This window comes from Brotaphodocola sp., assembly GCF_983179755.1.
The window spans coordinates 40,273-63,848 of record NZ_CFAHBC010000003.1 but is presented as its reverse complement, the minus strand read 5'-3'; the positions used below and the strand labels follow the sequence as shown (position 1 = coordinate 63,848).

Sequence of the window (23,576 nt, the reverse complement as noted above, 5' to 3'; positions counted from 1 at the left end):
GGAAAAAAGAAGCTATGTAAAATAGAAAATTCTGTATCAAAGTATATGAATCCGTCTATATCCTTGAAAAGCGATGTCTGATGGTGTGAAGGACAGGTTACTGTTCAGAGGTAGGCACTTTTGGAACCGAAAGTGCCGTAAGATAAAGTGGTGATAGCGAGAATTTGCCGTATTTAAATGCGAAGCCACGGCAAATTCCGTTACTGGGCACATGTGTGTGAACAGTAACGAGGATAGGTCGGATTTGCGAACAGAGACAAGAATGGTCTGTTTTTTGCAGAGAAATTGTGGTAAGATAAAAAAGATTCAGTAAAAATGGAGAAGGGAGCATGGCTTGTTTAGGCATGTATGCTCTGAATTGAGGGATAGAGACATGTTGACAGAAGCACGGGCATTCAAACGGTTTTGCGATGCGATATGGGAGTATCACGCGGATACCAATCAGATTTATGTTCATCATGATCGCACCACACCGGAAGTTTGCGGAGAATGGAAGGATTATGAAGAACTTTATCGTCTGTATCGGGAGCAGTATGTCTACCGGGAGGATGTGGAGATCTGGCAACAGTATATGAATCCGAATCATCTGAGAGAATTTTTGAATCAAGAAGATCAGGAAGATCATTTTTTTGTCCGGATTGAGCACAAGGAGCTTGATCGGAATTCCAGAAAGAATACAGAGTTCTTAAATCGCTGGATGGAATGGCATGAAGTCTACATCAGCAAGATCGATGAGAAAAGTCTTATGATTGCGAGCCGGGATGTCCGGGAAGAACAGCGAAATTCGACGATTGCACAGGCGGTTCTTCCGGAGTTTGACTATGTGTGCCGGATTGACGTTGCGACGAACAACTATGTGATTTATTATTCGGATAAGGAAAAACATATCATTCCGAAGCATGCGTCGGACAATTATCACACGACCATGGAGCGGGTGAACCATAAAAATGTGATTGAGGAAGAGGTCGAGACGCTCTGCAAGAGTATGAGGGTGGAAAATGTCGTTGAGCATCTGGAGCATGAGAGCGAGTATATTCTTTATGCGACGATGGAGGAGGACGGCGTGATCGCCCACAAGAAATACCGGTTCTGCTATGTGGATTCCGAGAAAAAGGCGATTCTTCTGACGAGAACCGATGTCAGCGGGATCATTCAGGAAAAGCAGAGGAGGGAGCGGGAGGAGCGAAAACGGCTGAGTTACCTCGAAAACATGCCGGTCGCATTCTGCTCGATTCAGGTGCTTCTCGATGAGGATGGAAAACCGAAAGATTTCCTGTTTACATACAGCAACCGCGAGCATGACAAGCTCGAGGGAGCGGGTTACGGGGAGCTGATTGGAAGAAAGTTTTATGAGTATTTTAAGAATGGAGATCCGAAATGGCTGAAATACTACTACGAGACGGCATATGAGGGGATCCCTCATGTAATTCGGGAGTACAGCCGGGAGATCCAGAAAGAACTTTTGATTCACACGTTTCAGACGGAGCGCGGGCACTGCGAGTGCGTGATGCAGGATATCAGGAATCGGTGCTCACGCTTGAGCTTCACCGGAGTCGGGAGGAACTTAAGCGGATTCTTGAGACCACGACGACGCTCGTCTTTCAGTATGATCCGGAGAACAGCAAGGTGATTCTTGATCAAATTGGAGTTGAGGATCAGCAGAGACAGCAGAGCTTTTCGGAGCAATTATTTTTTGAGGATGTCGAGAAAAGGGGACTGATCGGGAACACTTATGTGGAGCTTGTCAGGGATTGTCTGAAACGCATCCGGGAGGGCGAGCACCATATCTCAGTGACGATTCAGGCAAAAATGAAGCCGGAGCAGAACTGGACCTGGTATCGGATGACGCTCTTTGATTACCTCGATGAGTACACGAACAACCGGAGAGTTGTCGGTTACCTCCAGAATATCGATCAGGACATGATGAAGCAGGAGAAATTGCGCCAGAGGGCGCGCATGGATTCTCTGACCGGGCTTTTGAATGTTGGAGCCGGAAAGCGGAGAGTTGAGAAACTTCTTGAGGCAAAGAAGCGAAACATGTCTGGATACAATGCCCTGTTTTTGATGGATATTGATGATTTCAAGAACATCAATGACACGATGGGGCATAAGAAGGGTGATGAGACGATCCAGTGCTTTGTCCGTGTGCTCAAACGGACTTTCCGCGCGGAGGATGTGATTTACCGAATGGGCGGAGATGAATTTGCGGTCTTTGTGGAGAGACTTCAGACGCCAGATTTGAATATCGACACGATTCTTCGGCGACTGCGCGCACATATTGAGGAGGCGCGACGGGAGTTTCCGTTTTTGAGTGTCAGCACGGGCGCATATCTGACAAACGGGTTCCATACTTATGATGAGTATTATGTGGAAGCTGACCGGGCACTTTATGAGACAAAGAAAAAAGGAAAAGATCACGATACGGTTCATAAGAGCAATAAAAGTAATAAAAACGACAACAGCGATGAGAGCAACAAGATTGCGGAAGGTTCTGACCACAAATAGGATACAGACAGGACATAAACGGGACGCAGATAGGAGTGTGGGTGCGGTTGCCAGCCACAGGTCAGTTTTGGGGATGGGCGAAAAGAAGGAGTGAAGCGAGATTGGACAAGAATGGTTTGACAGAGCAAAATGATTTTCGAAAAGATGCGAGTTCGACGGGCAGTCAGCTGGAACTGACGAGCCTGATGGCGGAGTATGAAAATCAGTTTGATCGAAGCAACAAGATTGACAACAAAGTCTATATTGCAATCACGTTCTGCGGATTTCTCTTTGTGTTCATCATCGGGCTTTTCAGCGGGATTTCCCAGCTCAAAATGCCGGAGAATGGGATTCAAATGTTCATTTCCGGAATCTATATGTTAAGCTGTATCGCTGTGATGGGCGCCTATGTGTATGTGCTCGTGTTTTTCATGAGACTGCTTCAGCCGGAACAAATTGCGCGGATGGACCCGGAAATCATGCAGAGAGAACATTTGGAGAGCATGGAAGAAGAACAGGCGAGACTTCGGCTGATTGCGCTTTACCGAAAGACGATCAATGGAAATCTTGACCGGCTCCATCACCGCTGTGATGAGTTTGTCCGGGGACTGAGATATATCCTCTGGACGGTGATTCTGGCATTTATCTGCTATGCGATTCAGATTCTCTTGCAGATTATGAGATAGTAGGAAGCGAAGGATCGTGGAGATCGTAGAAGGATAATTTAATTAGATAGTTTTTGACAAAAAATAGGGTTAAGTTTTAAATTGGGGAAAATTATAGAAAGGAAATAAAAAAAGATTTTTTAGATATGAAAAAGCAGGAATCAAATAGAAATATGACAGAGACAACAAAGACAAATGCGATAGAGAAAAAGACATTTGCAGACTGGCTGATTCAGACGGTTGGAGCTTCTGCGATCGCGGGAATCAGTGCGATGAGTGGAAGTTCTGACGGTGGAGATGTCTACCGAAATATGCAGAGATAAAGATACAAGAAATAGAAAACAGGAAAGGATTAGAGTTTATTATTATGACAACAAGGGAACGGACAGACTATGATTATCTTGTGGTGGCAGAAAAGATGGACTATCGTCCACTCACGGCGGAGGATGTGATCTTGCTGGCACCGTTTTATACACTGCGCCCGAATCGAAGCTGTGACAGCGCCCCGCTCGACCAGTATTTGTACCGGAATTTTTATCAGGTAAAATACTGTCAGGTTGAGGATGCGCTGTTTTTGATGTTCATGGATGGATCGGAGGAAGCAGATCCGGACGGAACCGCAAAGAGTGTGACACCGGAGATCTACGGTTTTCTCCCGTATTGCAGGGAGGAGGATCTCGCCCACTATCTGAAATTGGAGGAAACCTACTTCAATCAGGTGCTCGGAATTCCGCTTGTGATGACGAGTGCGGATCAGGAGGGCGTTGCTTGCCTGAAAGAGACGGACGCTCTGAATGATTACGAGGTGAATGAGGTTGAGGATACCCGCGATTACCTCTATGATGCGGAGGCTTTGAGAACGCTTGCAGGACGAAAGTACACGAAAAAGCGCAACCACATCAACAAGTTTTTGAAGGCATATGAGGGCAGATGGGAGTACCGCACGCTGACTTATGCGGATCACGAGGAGGTCCTCGCATTTTTGAAAAAGTGGATGGAGGCAAAACTTGCAGTCGGGGAGGAAGGCGGAATCGACGAGAACGGGGAAGCTTTTGACCCGGAGGAGGAGCTTCGCGGGGAATTCCTTGGCATTCAGGATATTCTCAATCATGAGAACCTTTTCAATCATATCCGCGCGGGTGCGATTTATCTCGACGGGGAATTAAAGGCATTCTCGATGGGCGATTACAATGAAAAGGAAAAAGTTGCAATCATCAGCATTGAGAAAGCAGATCCGGAAATTCCGGGACTCTACCAGATGATTAACCAGCAGTTTGCGCGCCATGCTTACCCGGACGCACTTCTGATCAACCGTGAGGACGATGTCGGAATCGAGGGACTCAGAAAGTCGAAGATGTCGTACTATCCGGTCGATTTTGAGAAGAAGTATGTGATTACCCAGAAGAATTTTCCTGCAAAACAGACGGGATGCGGAGCAGATCAGACGGATAAAGAAAAGAGCGATGATCGGTTCGCAGAGAAGAGTGAAAAGATCAAGAATGGCGGGGAGCATGCATAATAAAAAAATCCTCTCAGACAGCTTTCGTTTGTCTGGGAGGATTTTTTATGATTTTCTAGCAGAAATACTCCGGGTAGGCTTCGGTCAGTTCTTTTCTCTCTGTGCGGTGGCGTGCCAGATGGCGGGTCATCAGCATCTCTGCCATTTCTGCATCATGGCGCTTGAGTGCATAAAGAATATCCTCATGGTCGGAAATCACATAGTCGAGGTGTCCCTTTTTCGCAGAGAGTGCGCGAAGCCGGTCGAAATGGACCATCTGCTCTCGAATGATATGGTAAGACCACATTTTGTTGACAGACTGGAAAATCAACTGGTGGAACTCGTTATCAAGCTCAAGCATCCGGTCATTGTCTTTTGTCTCGGAGCATTGGCGTTGAAGTTGGATGTTTTGCTGGAGGGCATCTAAATACGATTGATCGATGCCATCGCATGCCAGTTTTAACACGGCATTTTCCATCACAAGTCGGAGAAAACGAGATTCCTCCACAATATCATAATCAATTTTGGAGACGTAACTTCCCTTCTGTGGGATAATCTCAACGAGTCCAATCCGGTTTAACTCAATCAGTGCCTCTCGGACAGGAGTTCGGGAGAGGGAGAGCGCAGAAGAGAGCTCGTTTTCACTCACAGAACTGCCGGGCGTGAGCTCCAGATGAACAATGTTGTACAAAAGTACCCGAACCGCGTAAGAGCGTGCATTTTCGGAGCGTTCTTTTTCAAGAATGGTCATAGCAAAATCCTCACTTTATTTAAGATGAACATGTTGTCGAATGGCCAGCCGGATTGCATGCTTGCATGTAAGTGCGGAGGAACCTTATCTGACAATCAAAACTTCACTGTTAATCTTTATTATACAACCGGCAGATTCTTTTCGCTAGTCTATTTTCCAATCTATTTTTCGGTGATAGAATAAAAAAGTCCCTATATTAAAAATCAAACGTGAAGACGATTTTGCGGATGGACGGATCGTGACTGTCCACAAAATCAAAGGCTTCCTGTGCCTTGGTGAGCGGGAAGGTGTGAGAGATCGAGTTGTTCAGATCGAGAGTTCCAGCTTTGATCATCTCGATCGCCTTTCCAAACATCTTATTCTGAAGGCGGGAACCTCTTACATCCAGCTCTTTGGAGGTGATCAGGAACTGATTGACTTCCGTCGGAGCGGTGGAGAAGCCCATTGTGATGACGCGGCCGGCATTTCCGGTAGCCTGAAGAAGCAACATCAGAGAATTTTTTACACAGGCGGAATCGATCGAGACGGTAGTACCTCTTCCGTGCGTGTATTCCAGAACCTTTGCCTGAAAATCCTCGGTTGCGACATTGATGGTGTATTTTGCACCATGCTTGCGTGCTTCCGCCAACTTGTCATCCATAATGTCAGCGACAATGATGTGATCGCAGATTGTGTGAGCAATCTTGAGCATTGTGCTACCGAGTGCACCTGCGCCGTAGATCAAAAGCATATCGTCCGCGCACAGCTCAGCGCGTGTGCACGCCTGAATTGCGATTGTGGTCGGCTCGATCATGACGGCATCCTGATCGGAAAGAGAATCCGGCAGGAGATAGCAGTCGGATTCCGGGACAGTGATGAATTCCCGATAACCACCGTCAATGTGAACGCCTCTGACTTTCAGATTGTCGCAGACATTTCCACGTTTTCTCATGCAGGGATAGCAGTGACCGCAACTGGTTACCTGATTGATGATTACACGGTCACCGACTTTCAGATGAGTGACCCCTGCACCGATCTCTGCAACGACACCGACCATCTCGTGTCCGATAATTCGAGGATAGGTAGCAGCTGCGTTCGTTCCATGGTAGATACCGACATCCGAACCGCAGATACCGGCAGCGGTCATTCTCACCAGAATGTTGTTTTTGCCGGAGAGAACCGGCTTTTCAACATCGATTACTTCTAATTGGTTTGGTTTTACAATCTGGACAGCTTTCATAATGGGAACACTCCTTTTCTTTTTTTGTTTGACCATGTTTTTGAGTTTTGAATTTTTCTTGTTTGTTTCTTGGTGAGATATCAGATCAAAATCTTGACGATTTCTTGACTTGATATCTGACACACAACTTACATACAAGTATGGTAGTCAAATAAAAGATAAAAGTCAATATCCAGCGAGAAGAAAAATAAAAATTAGATAAAATGCACAAAAATAAGTAAAGTAAACTGTAAAAAAATACATATTGAAAAAACATCAAGAATGAACTACCATACTAGCATACAGCCAAACACAGCAAGACAAGAAGACAAGAACCTGTTATGAAACATGGAACGATGAAACAGGAGAATAATGAGAACGATGTTTCGGAGGTTGTGAAATCATTTAGGAGGGTGAAAAGAATGAAATTTGCGAAGACGGCAAAGAGGGGAACAACACTGTTTCTTATGTTGCTGGCAACAGGAATGGCGACGGGATGCGCCTCATCGGGACAGGAAAGCGGAAAGAGCAAGTTGGTAAAGATTGCGGTCTGTGTGTCAGATCAGACACCTGCGGCAAAAGCAATGACGGATGTTTTCAAGCCGATGGTAGAGGAAGCGACCAACGGAAAGTATGACATTCAGATTTATAATTCCGGAGTTCTTGGAAGCGAAAAAGTAACCTACGATTACACGAAGAGCGGAATTGTGGAGATGTGCGTGGTTGGAACTTCGATGTGGTCGGAAACTCCGAAGATGGCAATTCCTGATTTTCCATTTCTGTTCCGGGATGTAGAGCACGCAAGGAAGAGCTATCAGGGCGAGCTTGGAACCTACATCGCACAGGATCTCGAGAGTACCCAGCCGTTGAAATTGCTCTCGTGGTTTCCGAACGGAGCGCGAGCCTTTTCTTCTAATAAGAAGTTGGAGAGCCTTGATGATTTCGCAGGACAGAAGTTGAGAATGCCGAACAATCCGATCCATGTAAAGCTGGCAGAGAGTCTTGGCGCGAATGTTGTCATCATGGACATGGGCGAGGTCTTCACCGCACTGGAACAGGGTGTGGCAGATGGTCAGGATAACCCGCTCTCAACCGTAAAAAATGAGGGCTGGTACGAAGTCCAGAAGTACATATACAATACGAATCATATGGTTGCTTCCCTGGAGCTGTTTTCCGGAGATGAATTCTGGAATGAGCTCACACCTGAGGAACAGAATGCTTTTTCAGAAGCAGCCGAGGCGGCTTCCGATTATGCCTGGGATCTGTATGAGAAGCAGTTGGATGCAGATGTGGACTTCATGAAGGAACAGGGGTTGACGGTCACAGAGCTTTCTGAGGAGGATCGAGGAAAGATGCTTGAAAAGATACAGCCGGTTTATGATTATCTCAATTCTCAGTATGAGTGGGTGGACAGTGTTCGGGAGATGGTCTCCAATATCAAATAGGGAGTGTAAGTATGGATAAGATAGCAGATAAGTTATTTAAGGGAATTGATTACTTTACTGGAATTTTGACGGGACTGATGGTTCTGTTCGTATTCTTGAATGTTGTGCTTCGTACATTTTTTAATTCCGGTCTGACCTGGTCGGAGGAACTGGCGAGATACCTGTTTGTGTTTGTAACCTACATCGGAGCGATCAGTGCGATGCGCGCAAATGCACATCTGGGCGTGGATACGCTGATCAGCAGGATGAAGCCTCAGGTTCAGATGGTCATGTATGTGGTTTCTCAGCTGATCATCATGGCATTGATGGTGATTCTCGTTCAGGGTTCGCTGAAAATGGTGGCTCAGAACACGCAGTCCCGCACCGCAGCGCTCGGAATTCCATATGCCTTTCTGTATGCAGTTGGAATCCTGACCGGAGTGGCAATCGCGATTATGGCAATTCTGAATATTGTACATGCACTGAAAAACCCGTCCAAGATCTCGGAGATCGTGACGATGAGCACTTCAGATGACGATGAGATTGCATCGGATGCAAAAGAAGGCTCGGAGAAGCTTTCGGATGAGGAGTATGCAAGACGGCTGAGAGAAGAAGGAGGAAAGTAAGATGACATTGCTGGTATTTCTGTGTGCGCTGATTGGCGGAATGCTGATCGGACTTCCGATTTGTTTTGCACTGCTGTTCAGCGGTGTGTGCATGATGCTGTTTCTAAATGGTTTTAACGCTCAGATCCTGTCGCAGAATCTTTTCTCGGGAGCAGACTCCTTCTCGATGATGGCAGTTCCGTTCTTTATCATGGCAGGTGAGTTTATGAACCGCGGTGGTATCACGAAGCGAATTGTAAATGCGGCAAATGCGATGGTTGGCCATGTGCGTGGCGGTCTTGGATATGTGACGATTATGGCGATTCTTCTGTTTGCAAGTATGATTGGTTCTGCGGTTGCATCGACCGCTTTCCTCGGAGCCATTCTGATTCCGATGATGGTGCGTGCCGGCTATAAGCGCGACACCTGTACCGGACTGATTGCAGCGGGAAATATCCTCTCCCCGATTATGCCACCGTCTGTTCCGATGATTATTTTCGGTGTTCAGGCTGGTGTATCTGTGACAAAGCTGTTCATGGGTGGTATTGCTCCGGCATTTTATCTCTCTGCATCTCTGTGTGTGCTGTGGTTCTTTATCGCAAAGAAAGACAATCTGGCGAAAGCACCGCGCCAGAGCGCAAAAGAGGTTGTAAAAGCTCTTGTTGATGGTCTGTGGGCGATTATTCTTCCGGTATTTATCCTGTTTGGACTGAGAAGTGGAAAGTTTACTCCGACAGAGGCTGGCGTAATCGCTGCTGTGTATGCACTGGTGATCGGACTCTTTGTTTACAAGGAGCTGAAAATTAACATGCTGATGGAATGTCTGGTCTCCGCAGCGAAATCCTCCTCGGTTATCATGTTTCTGGCAGCGGCTGCAATGGTATCTTCCTGGATGATGACCGTCGCAAATGTTCCGGCGATTGTGACAGGAATCCTTGCACCGTTTATCAGTCATCCGACGCTCCTGATGCTGATTATCTGCCTGATTGTTCTCCTCGTGGGAACCTCGATGGACGTAACTCCGACGATTATGATTCTGACTCCGGTTCTGCTTCCGGCAGTCAAGCAGGCAGGAATCGATGTTCCGTACTTCGGAGTGATATTTATTCTGATGACGGTTCTCGGACTCTTAACGCCTCCGGTTGGAACCGTGTTGAACGTAGCGTGCAGTGCAGGAAAAATTAATATGGAAAGAATTGTGAAATCAGTCTGGCCGTTTCTGCTTGCAGAGGTGTTGATTTTGCTTGCAATGGTTCTCTTCCCGGCACTTGTGACGGTTCCGATGAATTTCTTCCTGGGCTAATTAGGTTAATCAAACGTCAGCACAATCTTGCGGATCGACGGATCGTGGCTGTCAATAAAGTCAAAGGCTTCCTGAGCCTTGGTCAGAGGGAACGTGTGAGAGATCGAGTTTGTGAGATCAAGCGTTCCCTCATTCTTTTAAGCGCAAGACATCTGTGCCGACCTTGTCGACGACACCGACCATCTCATGACCGATGATTCGAGGATAGGTGACGATCGCATTTGTTCCCTGATAGATGCTGACGTCGGAACCGCAGATGCCGGCAGAGGTCATCCGCACGAGAACATTGTTTTTGCCGGACAGAACCGGTTTTTCTACATCGATGATTTCTAGGTGTCTTGGTCCTGCAATTCGGACAGCTTTCATAAGTAACCCCCTCCAATTAAGTTATCAAATTTATTTCGATAATAAAATCGTATCGTTGTCAGATACAAAAGTCAAGAAGTTGTTATAGTTTACACGCCGTGCAAACAGCAATGGATTTTGTCGAAACGTTACTGTGCGGTAACATCGAGAATTTACAAAGATTTTCTTGACAAGAAATTTAATAGCGCATACAATAAGTAGATAACAGCGAAATTGCTTTTTATTAATCAAACCGAATAGAATAAAGATGACAGAGTATAATAGCGCAGGCGCCCATCTGTCGAGGATGGGAAGCCATATGCGCTATTATTATGTTTGCTCAAAAGCACGAAAGGCAATTTCGGTTGAGCAACCTGGAGTGGATTTGAAGCGGAGTTTCAGATCTGCCCGAAAACCACGAATTATTTTTTATGGAAGGAGACAAAGGAATGATTCGAGTATTAATGAAATCAATCCGAGAGTACAAAAAGCCGTCCATTCTTGCACCGCTTCTGGTATCGATGGAGGTTATCATGGAATGCATCATTCCGTTTGTGGTAGCCCGTCTGATCAACCAGATCAAGGGAGGATGCGATCTTGGAATGATCATCCGCTACGGCATGATTCTTATCGTGATGGCGGGGCTCTCTCTGTCCTTCGGAGCGGGAGCGGGATTCAACTGCGCAACGGCTTCCTGTGGATTCGCAAGAAATCTGCGAAAGGACATGTTTTACCGGATTCAGACTTACTCATTCGAGAACATTGATAAGTTTTCCACTTCATCACTGGTGACTCGAATGACGACAGATGTGACGAACGTGCAGATGGCATACATGATGCTGGTGCGTCTTGCGTTCAGAAGCCCGCTGATGCTGATCTTCTCAGCGACGATGGCAATCATCATGGGAGGAAAGATGGCACTGATCTTCGTGATCGTCATCCCGATTCTGGCAGTCAGCCTGTTTCTTGTTATGAAGAGTGTTACTCCGATCTTCAAGAACGTGTTTAAGAAGTACGATGCACTCAACAACTCGATTCAGGAGAACATCAAGGGCATGCGCGTTGTGAAGTCCTATGTTCGTCAGGAATATGAGAAGGCGAAGTTTGAGCGCTCCGCAGAGGATGTGTGCGCAGACTTCACGAGAGCGGAGAAGATTCTGGCACTGAACAATCCTATGATGCAGTTCTGCCTCTATGTCGCAATGATCTTTGTGTTGTCCTTCGGTTCCTACACGATCATCACAAGTGGTGGTATGGATCTCGATGTCGGTCAGTTTTCTGCGCTTCTTGTATACAACTTCCAGATTCTGATGAGTCTGATGATGTTCTCGATGGTCTTCGTTATGGTGACGATGGCAGAGGAGTCAGCAAAGCGTATTGCGGAGGTTCTGATGGAGGAGACCACACTTCACAATCCGGAGCATCCGGTGATGGAGGTTGCGGATGGTTCCATCGATTTCGACAATGTGAGCTTCCGTTATTCCGAGCATGCGGAGAAGATGGCGCTTGCGAACATTGACCTTCATATCAAGTCCGGTGAGACGATCGGAATCATCGGCGGAACAGGTACTTCAAAATCGACGCTGATCCAGCTGATCCCGCGTCTGTATGATGTGACGACAGGTTCTGTAAAGGTCGGCGGAGTTGATGTGCGCGATTACGACATCGAGACGCTGAGAAATCAGGTTGCCGTTGTGCTTCAGAAGAATATTCTGTTTTCCGGAAGCATCAAGGACAACCTGCGCTGGGGTGATCAGAATGCGACGGATGCTCAGATGAAGGAAGCGTGTGAGCTTGCTCAGGCAGACGAGTTCGTCATGCAGTTCCCGCACCAGTACACGACCCACATCGAGCAGGGTGGTGCAAACGTCTCCGGCGGTCAGAAACAGCGTCTGTGTATCGCACGCGCGCTTCTGAAAAAGCCGAAGATCCTGATCCTTGATGACTCGACGAGTGCAGTGGATACGAAGACCGATGCGCTGATCCGCAAGGCTTTCTCCGAGTACATTCCGACGACGACAAAGATCATTATCGCACAGCGTGTTTCCTCTGTTCAGGACGCAGATCGCATCCTTGTCATGGATGGCGGTACGATCAAGAACATCGGAACACACGAGGAACTTTTAAAGACAAGCAGTATTTACCGGGAAGTATATGAGTCCCAGAACCGTGCAGGAGGTGAGGAGAATGAATAAGCGCGCTTCGTTCAGCAAAAAGACAGCGATCCGTCTGATCAAGACGCTGTTTGAATTCTATCCGGTGATGCTTCCGATCACTCTCCTATGTATCGTGTTCAACGCACTGATCAGTTCGGTTCCGGCAGTATTCCAGCAGAATATCATTGCGATTGTCGAGAAGAGCTGGCAGAGCCGTGACTGGAACGGAGTGTCCGGACAGATCACAAAATATGTGCTGATTCTGGCAACGTTCTATGCGCTGTCTCTGATTGCAGGTTTTACCTACACGCGCCTGATGGCGACGATCACGCAGGGCTCCTTGAAGAAATTCCGTCTGAAGATGTTCAACGGAATGGAAGATCTGCCGATCAAATATTTTGATACAAACAACCACGGCGATATTATGAGTTACTACACCAACGATATCGACACTCTGCGCCAGATGATCTCCCAGAGTATCCCGCAACTGATGATCTCGCTGGTGTCGAGCCTGACGATTCTGTGCATCATGCTGTATTACAGTGCATGGCTTCTCTTTGTTGTCCTGATCGGAATTTTTCTGATGACGAAGGTGACAAAGAGGATCGGAAGCAATTCTGCGAAGTATTTCATCCAGCAGCAGATTGAGCTTGGTAAGGTTGAGGGCTTCGTTGAGGAGATCATGAACGGTCAGAAGGTTGTCAAGGTGTTCTGCCATGAGGAGCGCACCGAGGAGGATTTCGATCGCTTAAATGATGAACTTTTCTCCGTTGCAGAGCGTGCAAATAAGTATGCGAACACGCTGATGCCGATCCTGATGAATATCGGAAACGTGCTTTACGTTGTCGTTGCGATTGTCGGAGGTATCCTGCTTCTCTCTGGCATTCCGAACCTGAGTGTGTCCGGAATGGCACTGAGCATCAGCATCACCGTTCCGTTTTTGAACATGACGAGACAGTTTTGCGGTAACATCGGTCAGGTATCAAACCAGATTAATGCGGTTGTCATGGGTATGGCAGGTGCAGAGCGTATCTTCAACCTGATTGATGAGACAGCGGAGAAGGATGAGGGATATGTGACCCTCGTCAACGCGAAGGAAGAGAATGGCAAGCTCGTTGAGTGCAAGGAGCGCACCGAGGTCTGGGCATGGAAGGATGAGAAAGCACCGGAGGAGAATCGTTATACCCGTCTGACCGGAGATGTCCGATTCAAGGATGTTGACTTCGGCTATAACGAGGAGAAAACGGTTCTTCATGACATCACGCTCTACGCAAAGCCGGGTCAGAAAGTCGCTTTTGTAGGTGCGACCGGAGCCGGAAAGACGACGATCACGAACCTGATCAACCGTTTCTATGACATTCAGCGCGGTACAATCACTTACGACGGTATCGATATCAGCAAGATCAGAAAGTCGGATCTGCGCCGTTCCCTTGGCATCATCCTTCAGGATACGGTGCTGTTCACCGGAAGCGTTATCGAGAATATCCGTTACGGAAAACTCGATGCGACCGATGAGGAGTGTATGGAGGCTGCAAAGCTCGCGGGCGCTCATGATTTCATCACCCGTCTGCCGGAGGGCTATCAGACAATGATTGCCTCAAACGGAGCGAACCTCTCTCAGGGTCAGCGTCAGCTGATTGCGATCGCGCGTGCTGCAGTTGCAGATCCGCCGGTTATGATCATGGATGAGGCGACTTCCTCGATCGATACGAGAACCGAGGAGATCGTGCAGAAGGGTATGGACGCACTGATGCACGGCCGCACGGTATTCGTTATCGCACATCGCCTGTCTACGGTACAAAACTCGGATGTCATTATGGTTCTCGAGCAGGGTCATATCATCGAGCGCGGAAGCCATGAGGATCTGATTGCCCAGAAGGGCAAGTACTATCAGCTCTACACAGGTGCATTTGAGCTTGAGTGAGACGAGCAGAAGTATGAGAGAGAACGTGTGAAAATAAAAGCACTTTACAAAGAGAGTTCTTCAAGCAAATAAGAGGTTTGAATAAAGAAAAGTTTTAAACAAATAAAAAACGCCAGAGAATCTGTTTCGGGAAAACCGGAAGCAGGTGCTCTGGCGCTTTTATATGGAATGAGCTTAAATGTTTAAAGGTGTGGTTTATCTAAAGGATAAACACAGTAAATAACGTGTTACCGTTTACAGTTGCAAGCCGTCTTTGAACACAGTTTTAAGTGAAAGATCCGGGTTTAAACTTTTGGCGGGGTTGATGGTCGCACAGGCAGTCGAAACTGGTTTCACGATTGCCGTTAGATGTTGAAAAATCTTTTCAATCAGGTATACTAAGAAGGGAAGAGGGAACTTGCTGAGACGAAAGACAGAAAAGTTCCGTCAGAAAAATATTGTAAAAATAAGGGGTATCTTATGGTTATTTATAAGGCAAAAAACGATCAGGATCTGAGCAGAAAGTCGGCAAACATCATTTCGGCGCAGATCATCATGAAACCGGACTGCGTATTGGGGCTGGCAACCGGTTCGTCACCAGTTGGAACTTATCGACAGCTGATTGAGTGGTACAAGAAGGGGGATCTTGACTTCTCGAGAGTCACGACGATCAATCTCGATGAGTACAAGGGTCTTAGTCCGGATAATGAGCAGAGCTATCGCTATTTCATGAACAAGAATCTCTTTGACCATGTGAACATCGACAAGGCACACACCTTTGTGCCGGACGGTCTTGAGTCGGATTCGGACAAGGCATGTGCGCGCTACAATGAGATCATTCGCGCACACGGCGGAATCGATTTACAGCTTCTCGGACTTGGCAGAAATGGTCATATCGGATTCAATGAGCCGGGTTCCGCATTTGAGAAGGAGACGCACTGCGTAGATCTTGCTGAGAGTACGGTCGAGGCAAATAAGAGATTTTTTGCTTCCGAGGAAGAAGTACCGAGACAGGCGTACACGATGGGAATCAAGAACATTATGCAGGCAAAGAAGATTCTTCTGATTGCGAGCGGGGAGGAGAAGGCAGAGGCCTTGAAAAGGGCGCTCTACGGTCCGATCACACCGGCTGTCCCGGCTTCGATCTTACAGTTACATGGCGATGTGACTGTGATTGCGGATGAGTCAGCGCTGAGCCTGATTGATTAGATTGGTAAGAGGGTGGATAAGAAACGGATAAAAAATAACAAATGAGAGCAGGTCCCTTTGGGCGAGGCGGGACTTTACTGCGGTGCATCCAATCCGCATCAGTATCGGACGGAGTTTGGCTGGGCGGTTGATCTGATCGGATTCCGCAATACGTTAGATATAGTTGCAAGCCGTTATGGACTCTCGGTCATCATCACGGAAAATGGACTCGGTGCAAGAGATAAGGTGGAGGAGGATGGTTCGATCCATGATCCATACCGAATCGATTATCTGCGCAGACATTTGGAGCACAGGAGATTTCTGACATAGGAGAAGAGAAAAAATGGAACTGGCATTGATTACGGTTGAGAAAATTCTTGAGATGTTTGTGATTCTGTTCATGGGCATTGCGATTCGCAAGTGCGGAATGATTGACGAGGCGTCGAACAAGCGCTTCTCAGGAATTCTGCTAAATCTGGTATCACCCTGCGTCATTCTGATGTCGTATCAGATTGATTTTGATGTACAACTTCTCGCGAGACTGCTTCAGACGGCGATTCTCACCGGAATCAGCTTTGCTTTGTCGATTGTTCTCGCAAATATCTGCGTGAAGAAAAATGGAAATTCGGATTTTGGCGTTGAGCGGATGGCAGTTATTTACTCAAACTGTGGATTTATGGGACTTCCGCTGATTGAGGGACTGCTTGGAAGTGAGGGCGTGTTCTTCATGACTGCTTATATCACGGTGTTTAACCTCTTTGTCTGGTCTCACGGTGTGATGCTGATGAGTGGTCGTGCGAGCAGTTTTGCAAAGACGATGAAGAGTCTGATTCAGCCGTCAATGATTGCAATTTTCGTCAGCCTGATTTTGTTTATAACGGGAGTTCGTTTTCCATCGGTTATCGCCAATCCGCTGTCGATGATTGGAAAGATGAACACTCCGCTTGCGATGCTGATTGCGGGAGCAAATCTTGCGGACAGTGATCTTCTTGCGAGCCTGAAGCGTCCGAGAGTCTACTGGCTGAGTGCGCTGAAACTTCTCGTTGTTCCGCTGATCACACTTGTGGAGCTGATGCTCCTGCATCCGGATCGAACCGTAGCGTTGACGGTTCTGACCGCTGCGGCATGTCCGGCAGGAACGATGGGAACGCTGTTTGCGCTCCAGTATCACAAAAACGGACATTATGCATCGGAACTTTTTGCGGTGACGACGGTTCTGTCTCTGATCACTGTCTCAGTGATGGTGGTTCTGGCGGGAGTTTTCTTATAACTCAGAGTGGATGTCCCCTCCTCTTTAGGTGGGGTATCACAAGTCTTCTCAGGAGGGGAGATTCGGAGGAAATTCGGATCTTCCTTTTTTGGTGTTTTGTGGATGGGGGAGGAAAAGCGGATTTGTGCGGAAAATTGACAACAAAATGGAAGCAGGGTATAATAAAAATATTTTGGATATTTTTCTTATTTCGTGGGATTGAATGATTGAATGTGGGATGATCGGATCGATGAGTAAGTAGGATCATGCTAAGATAATATAGTTTCGTATGGTTATAGAAAAAACATGGAACGGAAAGGGATGAAGCGAACTATGGCAAAGAAACTGGTGATGGGGATTCTTGCCCATGTAGATGCGGGAAAGACGACGCTGTCGGAGGGGATTCTTTTTGAAACTGGCACAATACGAAAAATGGGGCGGGTGGATAACCGGGATGCCTATCTGGATACCTATGCGTTGGAGCGGGAGAGAGGAATCACAATCTTCTCGAAACAGGCTGTCTTTGAACTTGGTGATCTTTCCGTGACGCTTCTTGATACACCGGGGCATGTGGACTTTTCGGCAGAGATGGAGAGGACGCTTCAGGTGCTTGACTGCGCAGTGCTTGTAGTCAGCGGAGCGGACGGTGTTCAGGGACACACGGAGACGTTGTGGAAATTATTAAAACGCTACGAGATTCCGACATTTGTGTTTGTCAACAAGATGGATCAGGCGGGGACGGATCGGGAAGCTCTGATGAGCCAGCTCCATACGCATCTTGATGAGAACTGTGTGGCGTTTGATCATGTCGCTGATGCATCTGGGAAAGGTGCTGGCGTGGAAGGAAATTCTGGTTCAGTGAATCACTGTGGCGATGGACAGCCGATGATGATTGAGAAGATCCTTGAGACGGCCGATGAGGAGTGGCTCGAGGCGCTTGCAATGTGCGAGGAGTCTGCGATGGAGGAGTATCTTGAGAGCGGAACGCTGAAGGTGGAGCGTGTGCATGAGATGATCCGAACAAGAAAGGTATTTCCGTGCTATTTCGGATCAGCGCTCAGGTTGGATGGTGTGGACGGACTTCTCGAGGGAATCCGGGAACTTTCCCCGTGCCATGTATATGGAAAGGAGTTTGGTGCAAAGGTCTTTAAGATCTCAAGAGACGCTCAGGGAAACCGTCTGACGCATATGAAGATCACCGGTGGTGTGCTTTGTGTAAAAGATATGATTGATGGGTGCGAGACGGGAGAAGCAGAGAAGGTCAACCAGATCCGCGTCTATTCTGGCTCAAAATTTGAGACAGTCAATGAAGCGGAGGCAGGAATGATCTGTGCTGTCATGGGACCGGCGCAGACTCATCCGGGACAGGGAATCGGTGTGGAATCAGAGTCGGAGCTTCCGCTTCTTGAGCCGGTTTTGACATACCGCCTGATGTTTCCGGAGGGTGGGGATCTTCACAAGATGCTTGGAGATTTGAGACAGCTCGAGGAGGAGGAACCGGAACTTCATGTCGTCTGGGACGAGGAACTCGGGGAGATTCAGGCACAGGTCATGGGCGAGGTGCAGATCGAGGTGTTAAAGAGTTTGATTCTCGAGCGCTTTGGGACCGTTGTCGAGTTTGGAGAGGGAAATATCGTATATAAGGAGAGACTCACGGCACCGGTTGAGGGAGTCGGACATTTTGAGCCTCTGCGCCATTATGCGGAGGTGCATCTTCTGATGGAACCGGCGGAGCGGGGAAGCGGACTTCAGTTTGAGGCGGATTGCAGTGAGGATGCGCTCGATCGCAACTGGCAACGCCTGATTTTGACGCACCTTGAGGAAAAGCATCACCGGGGAGTGCTGACCGGAGCGGAGATCACGGATATGAAGATCACGCTGATTGCGGGAAGAGCGCACCAGAAACACACCGAGGGCGGAGATTTCCGTCAGGCGACGTACCGCGCTGTGCGTCAGGGACTGTGCGAGGCATGTGCAGTGGGCGATTACGAACTTCTTGAGCCGTTTTATGAATTTCGTCTCGAGATTCCGGCGGAGAGTGTCGGACGAGCGATGTCGGATCTTGATCGGATGCAGGCGAAGTTTTCTGGTCCGGAGCCGGAGGGCGAGCGAATGGTGATCGAGGGAAGTGCGCCGGTCTCTCTGATGCGCGATTACCAGAGGGAGGTTGTCTCCTACACGAGGGGAAGAGGACGGCTTGCGTGCACGCTTAAAGGGTATTTCCCGTGCCACAATGCAGTCGAGGTCGTTGAGTCTGCTCACTATGACGCAGAGGCGGATCTCTACAATCCGACGGGATCGGTCTTTTGCGCGCATGGAGCGGGATTTGTTGTGCCGTGGGATCAGGTTAAGTCCTATATGCAGGTTGAGAGTCCGATTGCAAAGGTACTTGAGCAGGCAAGGGCATCGGATCAGGCAGGAGTGACCGGGCGAGAAAATTTGTCCGGCGGATATTCCGGTGGAGCGGGGAGGTATTCCGGATATACTTCTTCAACGCCTTCGTATGGGGTGACCGAGGATGAACTTGAGGAGATCTTTACGCGCACCTATGGGGAGTCGAAGCGGAGACTGCCAAATGAGAGTGGTCCGAGAGTTGTGGAGTACGATCCGCAGAGAGCGGAGCAGATTCGCAGAAATCAGAGGACGAGGACCGCAAATGGAGCATTGAGAGGCGGAAAGCGAGCAGATGGAAATGGAAGCAATGATTCGGTGATTCACTCGGTTCCGGGAACGGGGCGTCCGGGCTATTTAAAGCAGAACTCTGCGAAGCTCGATGAGTATCTGCTTGTCGATGGATATAACATTCTCTATGCGTGGGACGAGCTGAGGGAACTGATGCAGGTGACGCTTGACGGTGCGAGACACCGCCTGATGGATATGCTCTGCAATTATCAGGGTTACAGAGGTTGTCATCTGATTGTCGTCTTTGATGCGTATAAGGTTCCGGGGGGAACGGGAAGCGTTTCGGATTACCATAATATTCATGTGGTTTATACGAAGGAGGCGGAGACTGCCGATCAGTATATCGAGAAGTTCGCGCATGAGATGGGACGAAAGTACCGCGTGACGGTTGCGACTTCGGATGGTCTTGAGCAGTTGATTATCCGTGGACAGGGATGTCTGTTGATGTCGGCAAAGGATTTAGAGGAAGACATGGAGCGGGTCAGCCGGCAGATCGAGGAAGAACGTGGAAATCTGCCGAAGCCCGGGAAGAGATACCTCTTTGCAGAGGTGGAGAAAGACCTTGCGGAGTATTTAGAGAAGATCAAGAAGGGTGAGATCACGCTGGAGAATGAGTAAAAAAGGTCAGTGAATTGGAAGATCTCGGGGTGAGGATGCATTTGTATGTGTCCAGAACGAGACGTTGTATTCCTTGCAGATCTTTCGGATCTCAAAGACTCCTATAATCATGGCGAGGACTCCGATCGAGACATTGCTGACGGCCATGACGATTCCAACACTGATGCTTCCAAGGTCGGTGAAGTTCTGTAAGAACCACAGAACCGGAATTCGGAAGAGGAAGACACGACTGAAATTGATGAAGAGAGTGATTCGTGTCTTTCCAAAGCCGTAAAGCAGGGACATCACGGCGGAGCACATGCCGAGCGGGACTGCGCCGAGGGCTTCATAGCGGTAGACTGCGCCGATCAGTGTTCCGAATGCCTCGTCCTCTCCGGCGAACATCCAGCAGACCTGTTTTAAAAAGATCATGGTGATGCTCATGAGGACGATGCCGATCAGACAGCAGAAGACAAAAACCCACTTGAAGGCTTCAAGTGCGCGCTTCGCGTTTCCGGCACCGAGATTCTGACTGATGATCGCGGAGCCACCCTCCTGAAATCCGTTTTGCGGGGAGGTTGTGAAGCCACCGATGTTGTTGGAGATTCCGAGTGCACCGACGACAAGCGCATCGTAGACCGTGCTCATCGAATTGATTACCACTTTTCCAAATGCAAATGCGGTTTTCTCAATGATGACCGGGATCGACAGACCGATCATCGGGGCGACGACATTTCGCTTCATCGTGATTGAGGAGAGCGAGAATCCGAACGCATTTCCCTTCTGATTGAGATTGTAGACTGCCGAGAGAAGCAGGGCGGACTGGGAAACGATCGTCGCAACGGCGATCATATTGATTCCGCTGTGAAGGACATAGACGAAGAGGGCAGTCAGTGACAGCTTGATTGCGATCACGATGAGATTTAGATGAAGGATACGCTTGGAATTTCCACGCGCACGCTCGATCGCAATGTAGACGTTATTGAAAAAGCTGATAACCATGCCAAACAGTTCGAGGATAAAATAGCGGGAGCCTTCCTGAATGAAAGATTCCGGAGTTTTTGCGAGGCGAAGAAACTGAGAGGAAAACGGAACGAGAACGAGCAGAATCCCTCCTCCGAGAATCCCGCAGAGTGCAAACAGAGTGCTCACACGTTTCTTGACGAGCATGTAATCACCAGCTCCGTATGCTTCACTGACCTTGATGCTTGCGCCGACTGCAAGTCCACCGCCGAGAGCGGAGAGCATCAGATTGATCTGGGAGAGGTAGGCGACGGCAGAGACCGAGTTTGCGCTGATATGGGCTGCCATCATCGAATCGAAGATTTTAAAGATCTGGGTCAGACTTTGATAGAGGGCAAGCGGGGCGCAGACATAGAGGACAACGCGCCACATATCGGCGTGCAGGGCGAACTCACGAAATTCGGTATCTTTTTTTGAGAGGGATGCTTGATTTGCCATGAAAATTTCCTTTCTGTGTTTCATACTGCCTTTTATTTTACAACAAAAAAACATAGGATTTTACAGAAAAACGGGGAGAAAAATGGAAGAATTACAGAAAAATTGTGCAGTTGTAAAAAAGACGGCGGGAAAACTCGCGGTCACATCCTCGAATTGTGGTTGTATGGAACAGGAACTTTCGGTGAGCATAGACCCGTGCAGGATTGTGTGTGACCGAAAAGTGCGTCAGGCACATTTTTTCATGCATCAGGATCATGCACATGAGTTCTATGAACTCTATTACCTTGTCTCGGGGGGATGTCGGGTCTTTTTAAACCATACGATCTATCATCTGACGGCGGGCGGAATTGTGCTGATTGAGCCCGGGGCACTTCACCACACAACTTATGAGATGACACAGGAGAGCGAGAGGATTGCGCTCTGTTTTGGCCGGGATTATATGGAACAGTTTGAGAATGCGTGTGGGAGCGGATGGAGAGAGAAATTTGCACAGAACCCATATCTGCATGTCGAGGGAAGGCTGAAAGACTTGATTGAGGAGATGTTTCAGGCGTTGATTTTGGAGCGGAAAGACGGGGATGCGTTTTCGGATCTGTTGAGGAGACAGAAAATTTTGGAGATTCTGGTCTTTCTTGCGCGGGAGGTGCAGGAAAACAGACAGATTCGGATTGAGGAAGTGCCGGAGAAGGCAGTTCAGATCGGAGCGCGGTATATCTGCGAGCATTTTCGGGAATCACTTACACTTGAGGATGTCGCCGGTCAGGTGTTTTTAAGTCCGTCTTATTTTTCGAGGCAGTTTAAGAAATTGACTGGATTTGGATATAAGGAATATTTGAATCATGTGAGGTTGAAGGAAGCGGGATGGCTTTTGAGAGAGACAGGGGATTCGATCTCCGAAGTCGCGCGCCTGTGCGGATTTTCCGACGGAAACTATTTCGGTGATCTCTTTCACAAGACAATCGGCATCTCCCCGCGGGAATACCGCAGACAGCACAGGACGCAACAGAAAAACAGTAAATAAGAAAATTAATAAAGAAAAATAATGGCGAAGTGTTTTTATAAGATAAACATCCGCGCTTTCAACAGATCATCCATCGAGCTTGTCGTAAAGGAAACAGTGTATGGATCAAGCTGGACAACACCCGGATAGCAGGCAGCGCGGTGAGCACGGTGGTGTTCTTTGTAGCAGATCTCCATGGTGATCGTTTCCGGTACTTCGATGTGGCAGTTGGCGCGATTTTCAAGGGCTTTTTTTGCACCTTCACGAATCTTTTCCTGTGCGAGAGCTGGACTTAAGTTGATCGTTGCACAGCCGATTCCCTCTTTGACGGCAACCGTCGTGATCTGTGGATCATACTCGTGAACGTGATCGCAGAGCATCTTGTCTCCGCTCAAAAAGACAGATGGAACTCCGATGGATGCAGAGGCATATGCATGAATCAGAAATTCGGAGGCGAGGCGACCGTTGTATTTGACGTAGTTGTTTCCACGGTTCATTGTGTGGCTTAACGGGCTTCCATCCATTCCGGCAGGAGAGTGATAGCCGACGTACATCACTGCATCAAACGAGGAGTCAATGCCACCGATCATCGAGAGCGGGTCACAGGTCCAGTCGCGGATCAGGCGGACTTCCTTCGGAAACAGCGTCGGGTCCATATTTCGACCGCTGTCGTGAGCGTCCTTCACATAAATCTCTGTTGCACCGGCTTCGAGAGCACCCTCACAGGCAGCGACAGCCTCTAATGTCATTTCTCTTGCGAGCGGAGCATGCTCAAGGTCTCCGAGAACGGTCGAAGACCAGGAGGTAGAACCTGCAATTCCCTCAAAATCAACACTGATGTAAACTTTCATAAATAAAATCCCTGCAACAAGTCTGTCAATCAAACTTATTTTCCTTTTTTAGATTTCCGTATGGATGTATTTTCGCGGATAAAAAAATTGTACCACCGTGGAAGCAGTGGTACAAGAACTTTATTGGAAGGGATAAGCGGGAATCCTCAATATTGCAGTACGAATTCTGGTTTATACAATGACCGGATTTTTATTTGCGAAATATGGCGTAAGGAT

General features: G+C 48.1%; 20 protein-coding genes. 15 read left to right on the top strand and 5 right to left on the bottom strand.

What is annotated here, in order from left to right; translation table 11 throughout:
• Window positions 1-373: 373 nt before the first annotated feature.
• The 5 genes from AC4EVX_RS02300 to AC4EVX_RS02280 all read left to right on the top strand — a co-directional run bounded on the left by AC4EVX_RS02300 (window position 374) and on the right by AC4EVX_RS02280 (window position 4,668).
• The gene (locus AC4EVX_RS02300) at window positions 374-1,630 is read left to right on the top strand and encodes a hypothetical protein (RefSeq protein ID WP_490159477.1); all 1,257 of its coding nucleotides are present in this window, start codon (window positions 374-376) and stop codon (window positions 1,628-1,630) included.
• A gap of 179 nt (window positions 1,631-1,809) precedes the next feature.
• Window positions 1,810-2,505: a GGDEF domain-containing protein gene (locus AC4EVX_RS02295; protein ID WP_490159514.1), complete on the top strand. Its 696-nt coding sequence runs from the start codon at window positions 1,810-1,812 to the stop codon at window positions 2,503-2,505.
• A gap of 101 nt (window positions 2,506-2,606) precedes the next feature.
• Window positions 2,607-3,170, top strand: coding sequence for a hypothetical protein (locus AC4EVX_RS02290; protein ID WP_490159476.1), 564 nt, complete (start codon window positions 2,607-2,609; stop codon window positions 3,168-3,170).
• A gap of 152 nt (window positions 3,171-3,322) precedes the next feature.
• Window positions 3,323-3,472: a hypothetical protein gene (locus tag AC4EVX_RS02285; protein WP_177978143.1), complete on the top strand. Its 150-nt coding sequence runs from the start codon at window positions 3,323-3,325 to the stop codon at window positions 3,470-3,472.
• Between the two features lie 44 nt (window positions 3,473-3,516).
• Window positions 3,517-4,668, top strand: a complete 1,152-nt coding sequence (locus AC4EVX_RS02280) for a DUF2156 domain-containing protein (RefSeq protein WP_490159475.1) — start codon at window positions 3,517-3,519, stop codon at window positions 4,666-4,668.
• 55 nt (window positions 4,669-4,723) lie between these two features.
• On the opposite strand, the gene AC4EVX_RS02275 is transcribed toward AC4EVX_RS02280, so the two are convergent.
• Entirely contained in the window at window positions 4,724-5,398 is a 675-nt protein-coding gene (locus tag AC4EVX_RS02275; RefSeq protein WP_177978142.1) for an FCD domain-containing protein, read from the bottom strand.
• 196 nt (window positions 5,399-5,594) lie between these two features.
• The gene (locus AC4EVX_RS02270; RefSeq protein WP_177978141.1) at window positions 5,595-6,617 is read right to left on the bottom strand and encodes an alcohol dehydrogenase catalytic domain-containing protein; all 1,023 of its coding nucleotides are present in this window, start codon (window positions 6,615-6,617) and stop codon (window positions 5,595-5,597) included.
• Between the two features lie 401 nt (window positions 6,618-7,018).
• Between AC4EVX_RS02270 and AC4EVX_RS02265 the strand changes: the two genes are divergently transcribed.
• The 3 genes from AC4EVX_RS02265 to AC4EVX_RS02255 are packed head-to-tail and all read left to right on the top strand — an operon-like array spanning window position 7,019 to window position 9,928.
• Window positions 7,019-8,041, top strand: a complete 1,023-nt coding sequence (locus AC4EVX_RS02265; protein ID WP_490159474.1) for a TRAP transporter substrate-binding protein — start codon at window positions 7,019-7,021, stop codon at window positions 8,039-8,041.
• An 11-nt stretch (window positions 8,042-8,052) separates the two neighbouring features.
• Window positions 8,053-8,646 carry a TRAP transporter small permease gene (locus AC4EVX_RS02260; protein ID WP_490159473.1) on the top strand — a complete coding sequence of 198 codons (594 nt, stop codon included), beginning with the start codon at window positions 8,053-8,055 and terminating at the stop codon, window positions 8,644-8,646.
• 1 nt (window position 8,647) lies between these two features.
• On the top strand, window positions 8,648-9,928 hold the full coding sequence (locus tag AC4EVX_RS02255) for a TRAP transporter large permease (RefSeq protein ID WP_490159472.1): 1,281 nt from the start codon (window positions 8,648-8,650) through the stop codon (window positions 9,926-9,928).
• A gap of 129 nt (window positions 9,929-10,057) precedes the next feature.
• Here AC4EVX_RS02255 and AC4EVX_RS02250 read toward each other — a convergent pair whose 3' ends face one another.
• Complete coding sequence (locus AC4EVX_RS02250; protein WP_308450680.1) at window positions 10,058-10,294, bottom strand: alcohol dehydrogenase catalytic domain-containing protein; 237 nt, start codon at window positions 10,292-10,294, stop codon at window positions 10,058-10,060.
• A gap of 428 nt (window positions 10,295-10,722) precedes the next feature.
• On the opposite strand from AC4EVX_RS02250, the gene AC4EVX_RS02245 reads away from it, so the two are divergent.
• The 6 genes from AC4EVX_RS02245 (at window position 10,723) to AC4EVX_RS02220 (ending at window position 20,069) form a co-directional block, all read left to right on the top strand.
• Complete coding sequence (locus AC4EVX_RS02245) at window positions 10,723-12,468, top strand: ABC transporter ATP-binding protein (protein WP_177978138.1); 1,746 nt, start codon at window positions 10,723-10,725, stop codon at window positions 12,466-12,468.
• Window positions 12,461-14,353 (top strand): ABC transporter ATP-binding protein, encoded by a 1,893-nt coding sequence (locus AC4EVX_RS02240; protein WP_308450679.1) that lies wholly within the window; start codon window positions 12,461-12,463, stop codon window positions 14,351-14,353. Before AC4EVX_RS02245 ends, AC4EVX_RS02240 begins: the two co-directional genes overlap by 8 nt.
• Before the next feature lie 459 nt (window positions 14,354-14,812).
• The gene (gene nagB, locus AC4EVX_RS02235; protein WP_177978136.1) at window positions 14,813-15,541 is read left to right on the top strand and encodes a glucosamine-6-phosphate deaminase; all 729 of its coding nucleotides are present in this window, start codon (window positions 14,813-14,815) and stop codon (window positions 15,539-15,541) included.
• Between the two features lie 57 nt (window positions 15,542-15,598).
• Window positions 15,599-15,850, top strand: a complete 252-nt coding sequence (locus tag AC4EVX_RS02230; protein ID WP_177978135.1) for a family 1 glycosylhydrolase — start codon at window positions 15,599-15,601, stop codon at window positions 15,848-15,850.
• A gap of 13 nt (window positions 15,851-15,863) precedes the next feature.
• Window positions 15,864-16,790, top strand: a complete 927-nt coding sequence (locus AC4EVX_RS02225; RefSeq protein ID WP_177978134.1) for an AEC family transporter — start codon at window positions 15,864-15,866, stop codon at window positions 16,788-16,790.
• Window positions 16,791-17,102: 312 nt separating this feature from the next.
• Window positions 17,103-20,069 (top strand): NYN domain-containing protein, encoded by a 2,967-nt coding sequence (locus AC4EVX_RS02220; RefSeq protein WP_490159471.1) that lies wholly within the window; start codon window positions 17,103-17,105, stop codon window positions 20,067-20,069.
• Window positions 20,070-20,075: 6 nt separating this feature from the next.
• Here AC4EVX_RS02220 and AC4EVX_RS02215 read toward each other — a convergent pair whose 3' ends face one another.
• Complete coding sequence (locus AC4EVX_RS02215) at window positions 20,076-21,509, bottom strand: MATE family efflux transporter (protein ID WP_177978132.1); 1,434 nt, start codon at window positions 21,507-21,509, stop codon at window positions 20,076-20,078.
• A gap of 82 nt (window positions 21,510-21,591) precedes the next feature.
• Here AC4EVX_RS02215 and AC4EVX_RS02210 point away from each other — a divergent pair, with 82 nt between their 5' ends.
• Window positions 21,592-22,530 carry a helix-turn-helix transcriptional regulator gene (locus AC4EVX_RS02210; RefSeq protein ID WP_490159470.1) on the top strand — a complete coding sequence of 313 codons (939 nt, stop codon included), beginning with the start codon at window positions 21,592-21,594 and terminating at the stop codon, window positions 22,528-22,530.
• A 35-nt stretch (window positions 22,531-22,565) separates the two neighbouring features.
• Here AC4EVX_RS02210 and AC4EVX_RS02205 read toward each other — a convergent pair whose 3' ends face one another.
• Window positions 22,566-23,393 (bottom strand): M55 family metallopeptidase, encoded by an 828-nt coding sequence (locus tag AC4EVX_RS02205; protein ID WP_490159469.1) that lies wholly within the window; start codon window positions 23,391-23,393, stop codon window positions 22,566-22,568.
• Window positions 23,394-23,576 lie beyond the last annotated feature (183 nt).

Excerpts from the sequence above, each read along its gene's own strand:
- AC4EVX_RS02300 (WP_490159477.1), top strand. The coding sequence starts at position 374 with ATGTTGACAGAAGCACGGGCATTCAAACGGTTTTGCGATGCGATATGG.
- AC4EVX_RS02295 (WP_490159514.1), top strand. The coding sequence starts at position 1,810 with ATGAAGCCGGAGCAGAACTGGACCTGGTATCGGATGACGCTCTTTGAT.
- AC4EVX_RS02285 (WP_177978143.1), top strand. The coding sequence starts at position 3,323 with ATGACAGAGACAACAAAGACAAATGCGATAGAGAAAAAGACATTTGCA.
- AC4EVX_RS02280 (WP_490159475.1), top strand. The coding sequence starts at position 3,517 with ATGACAACAAGGGAACGGACAGACTATGATTATCTTGTGGTGGCAGAA.
- AC4EVX_RS02275 (WP_177978142.1), bottom strand. The coding sequence starts at position 5,398 with ATGACCATTCTTGAAAAAGAACGCTCCGAAAATGCACGCTCTTACGCG.
- AC4EVX_RS02270 (WP_177978141.1), bottom strand. The coding sequence starts at position 6,617 with ATGAAAGCTGTCCAGATTGTAAAACCAAACCAATTAGAAGTAATCGAT.
- AC4EVX_RS02265 (WP_490159474.1), top strand. The coding sequence starts at position 7,019 with ATGAAATTTGCGAAGACGGCAAAGAGGGGAACAACACTGTTTCTTATG.
- AC4EVX_RS02260 (WP_490159473.1), top strand. The coding sequence starts at position 8,053 with ATGGATAAGATAGCAGATAAGTTATTTAAGGGAATTGATTACTTTACT.
- AC4EVX_RS02255 (WP_490159472.1), top strand. The coding sequence starts at position 8,648 with ATGACATTGCTGGTATTTCTGTGTGCGCTGATTGGCGGAATGCTGATC.
- AC4EVX_RS02250 (WP_308450680.1), bottom strand. The coding sequence starts at position 10,294 with ATGAAAGCTGTCCGAATTGCAGGACCAAGACACCTAGAAATCATCGAT.
- AC4EVX_RS02245 (WP_177978138.1), top strand. The coding sequence starts at position 10,723 with ATGATTCGAGTATTAATGAAATCAATCCGAGAGTACAAAAAGCCGTCC.
- AC4EVX_RS02240 (WP_308450679.1), top strand. The coding sequence starts at position 12,461 with ATGAATAAGCGCGCTTCGTTCAGCAAAAAGACAGCGATCCGTCTGATC.
- nagB (WP_177978136.1), top strand. The coding sequence starts at position 14,813 with ATGGTTATTTATAAGGCAAAAAACGATCAGGATCTGAGCAGAAAGTCG.
- AC4EVX_RS02225 (WP_177978134.1), top strand. The coding sequence starts at position 15,864 with ATGGAACTGGCATTGATTACGGTTGAGAAAATTCTTGAGATGTTTGTG.
- AC4EVX_RS02220 (WP_490159471.1), top strand. The coding sequence starts at position 17,103 with ATGGCAAAGAAACTGGTGATGGGGATTCTTGCCCATGTAGATGCGGGA.
- AC4EVX_RS02215 (WP_177978132.1), bottom strand. The coding sequence starts at position 21,509 with ATGGCAAATCAAGCATCCCTCTCAAAAAAAGATACCGAATTTCGTGAG.
- AC4EVX_RS02210 (WP_490159470.1), top strand. The coding sequence starts at position 21,592 with ATGGAAGAATTACAGAAAAATTGTGCAGTTGTAAAAAAGACGGCGGGA.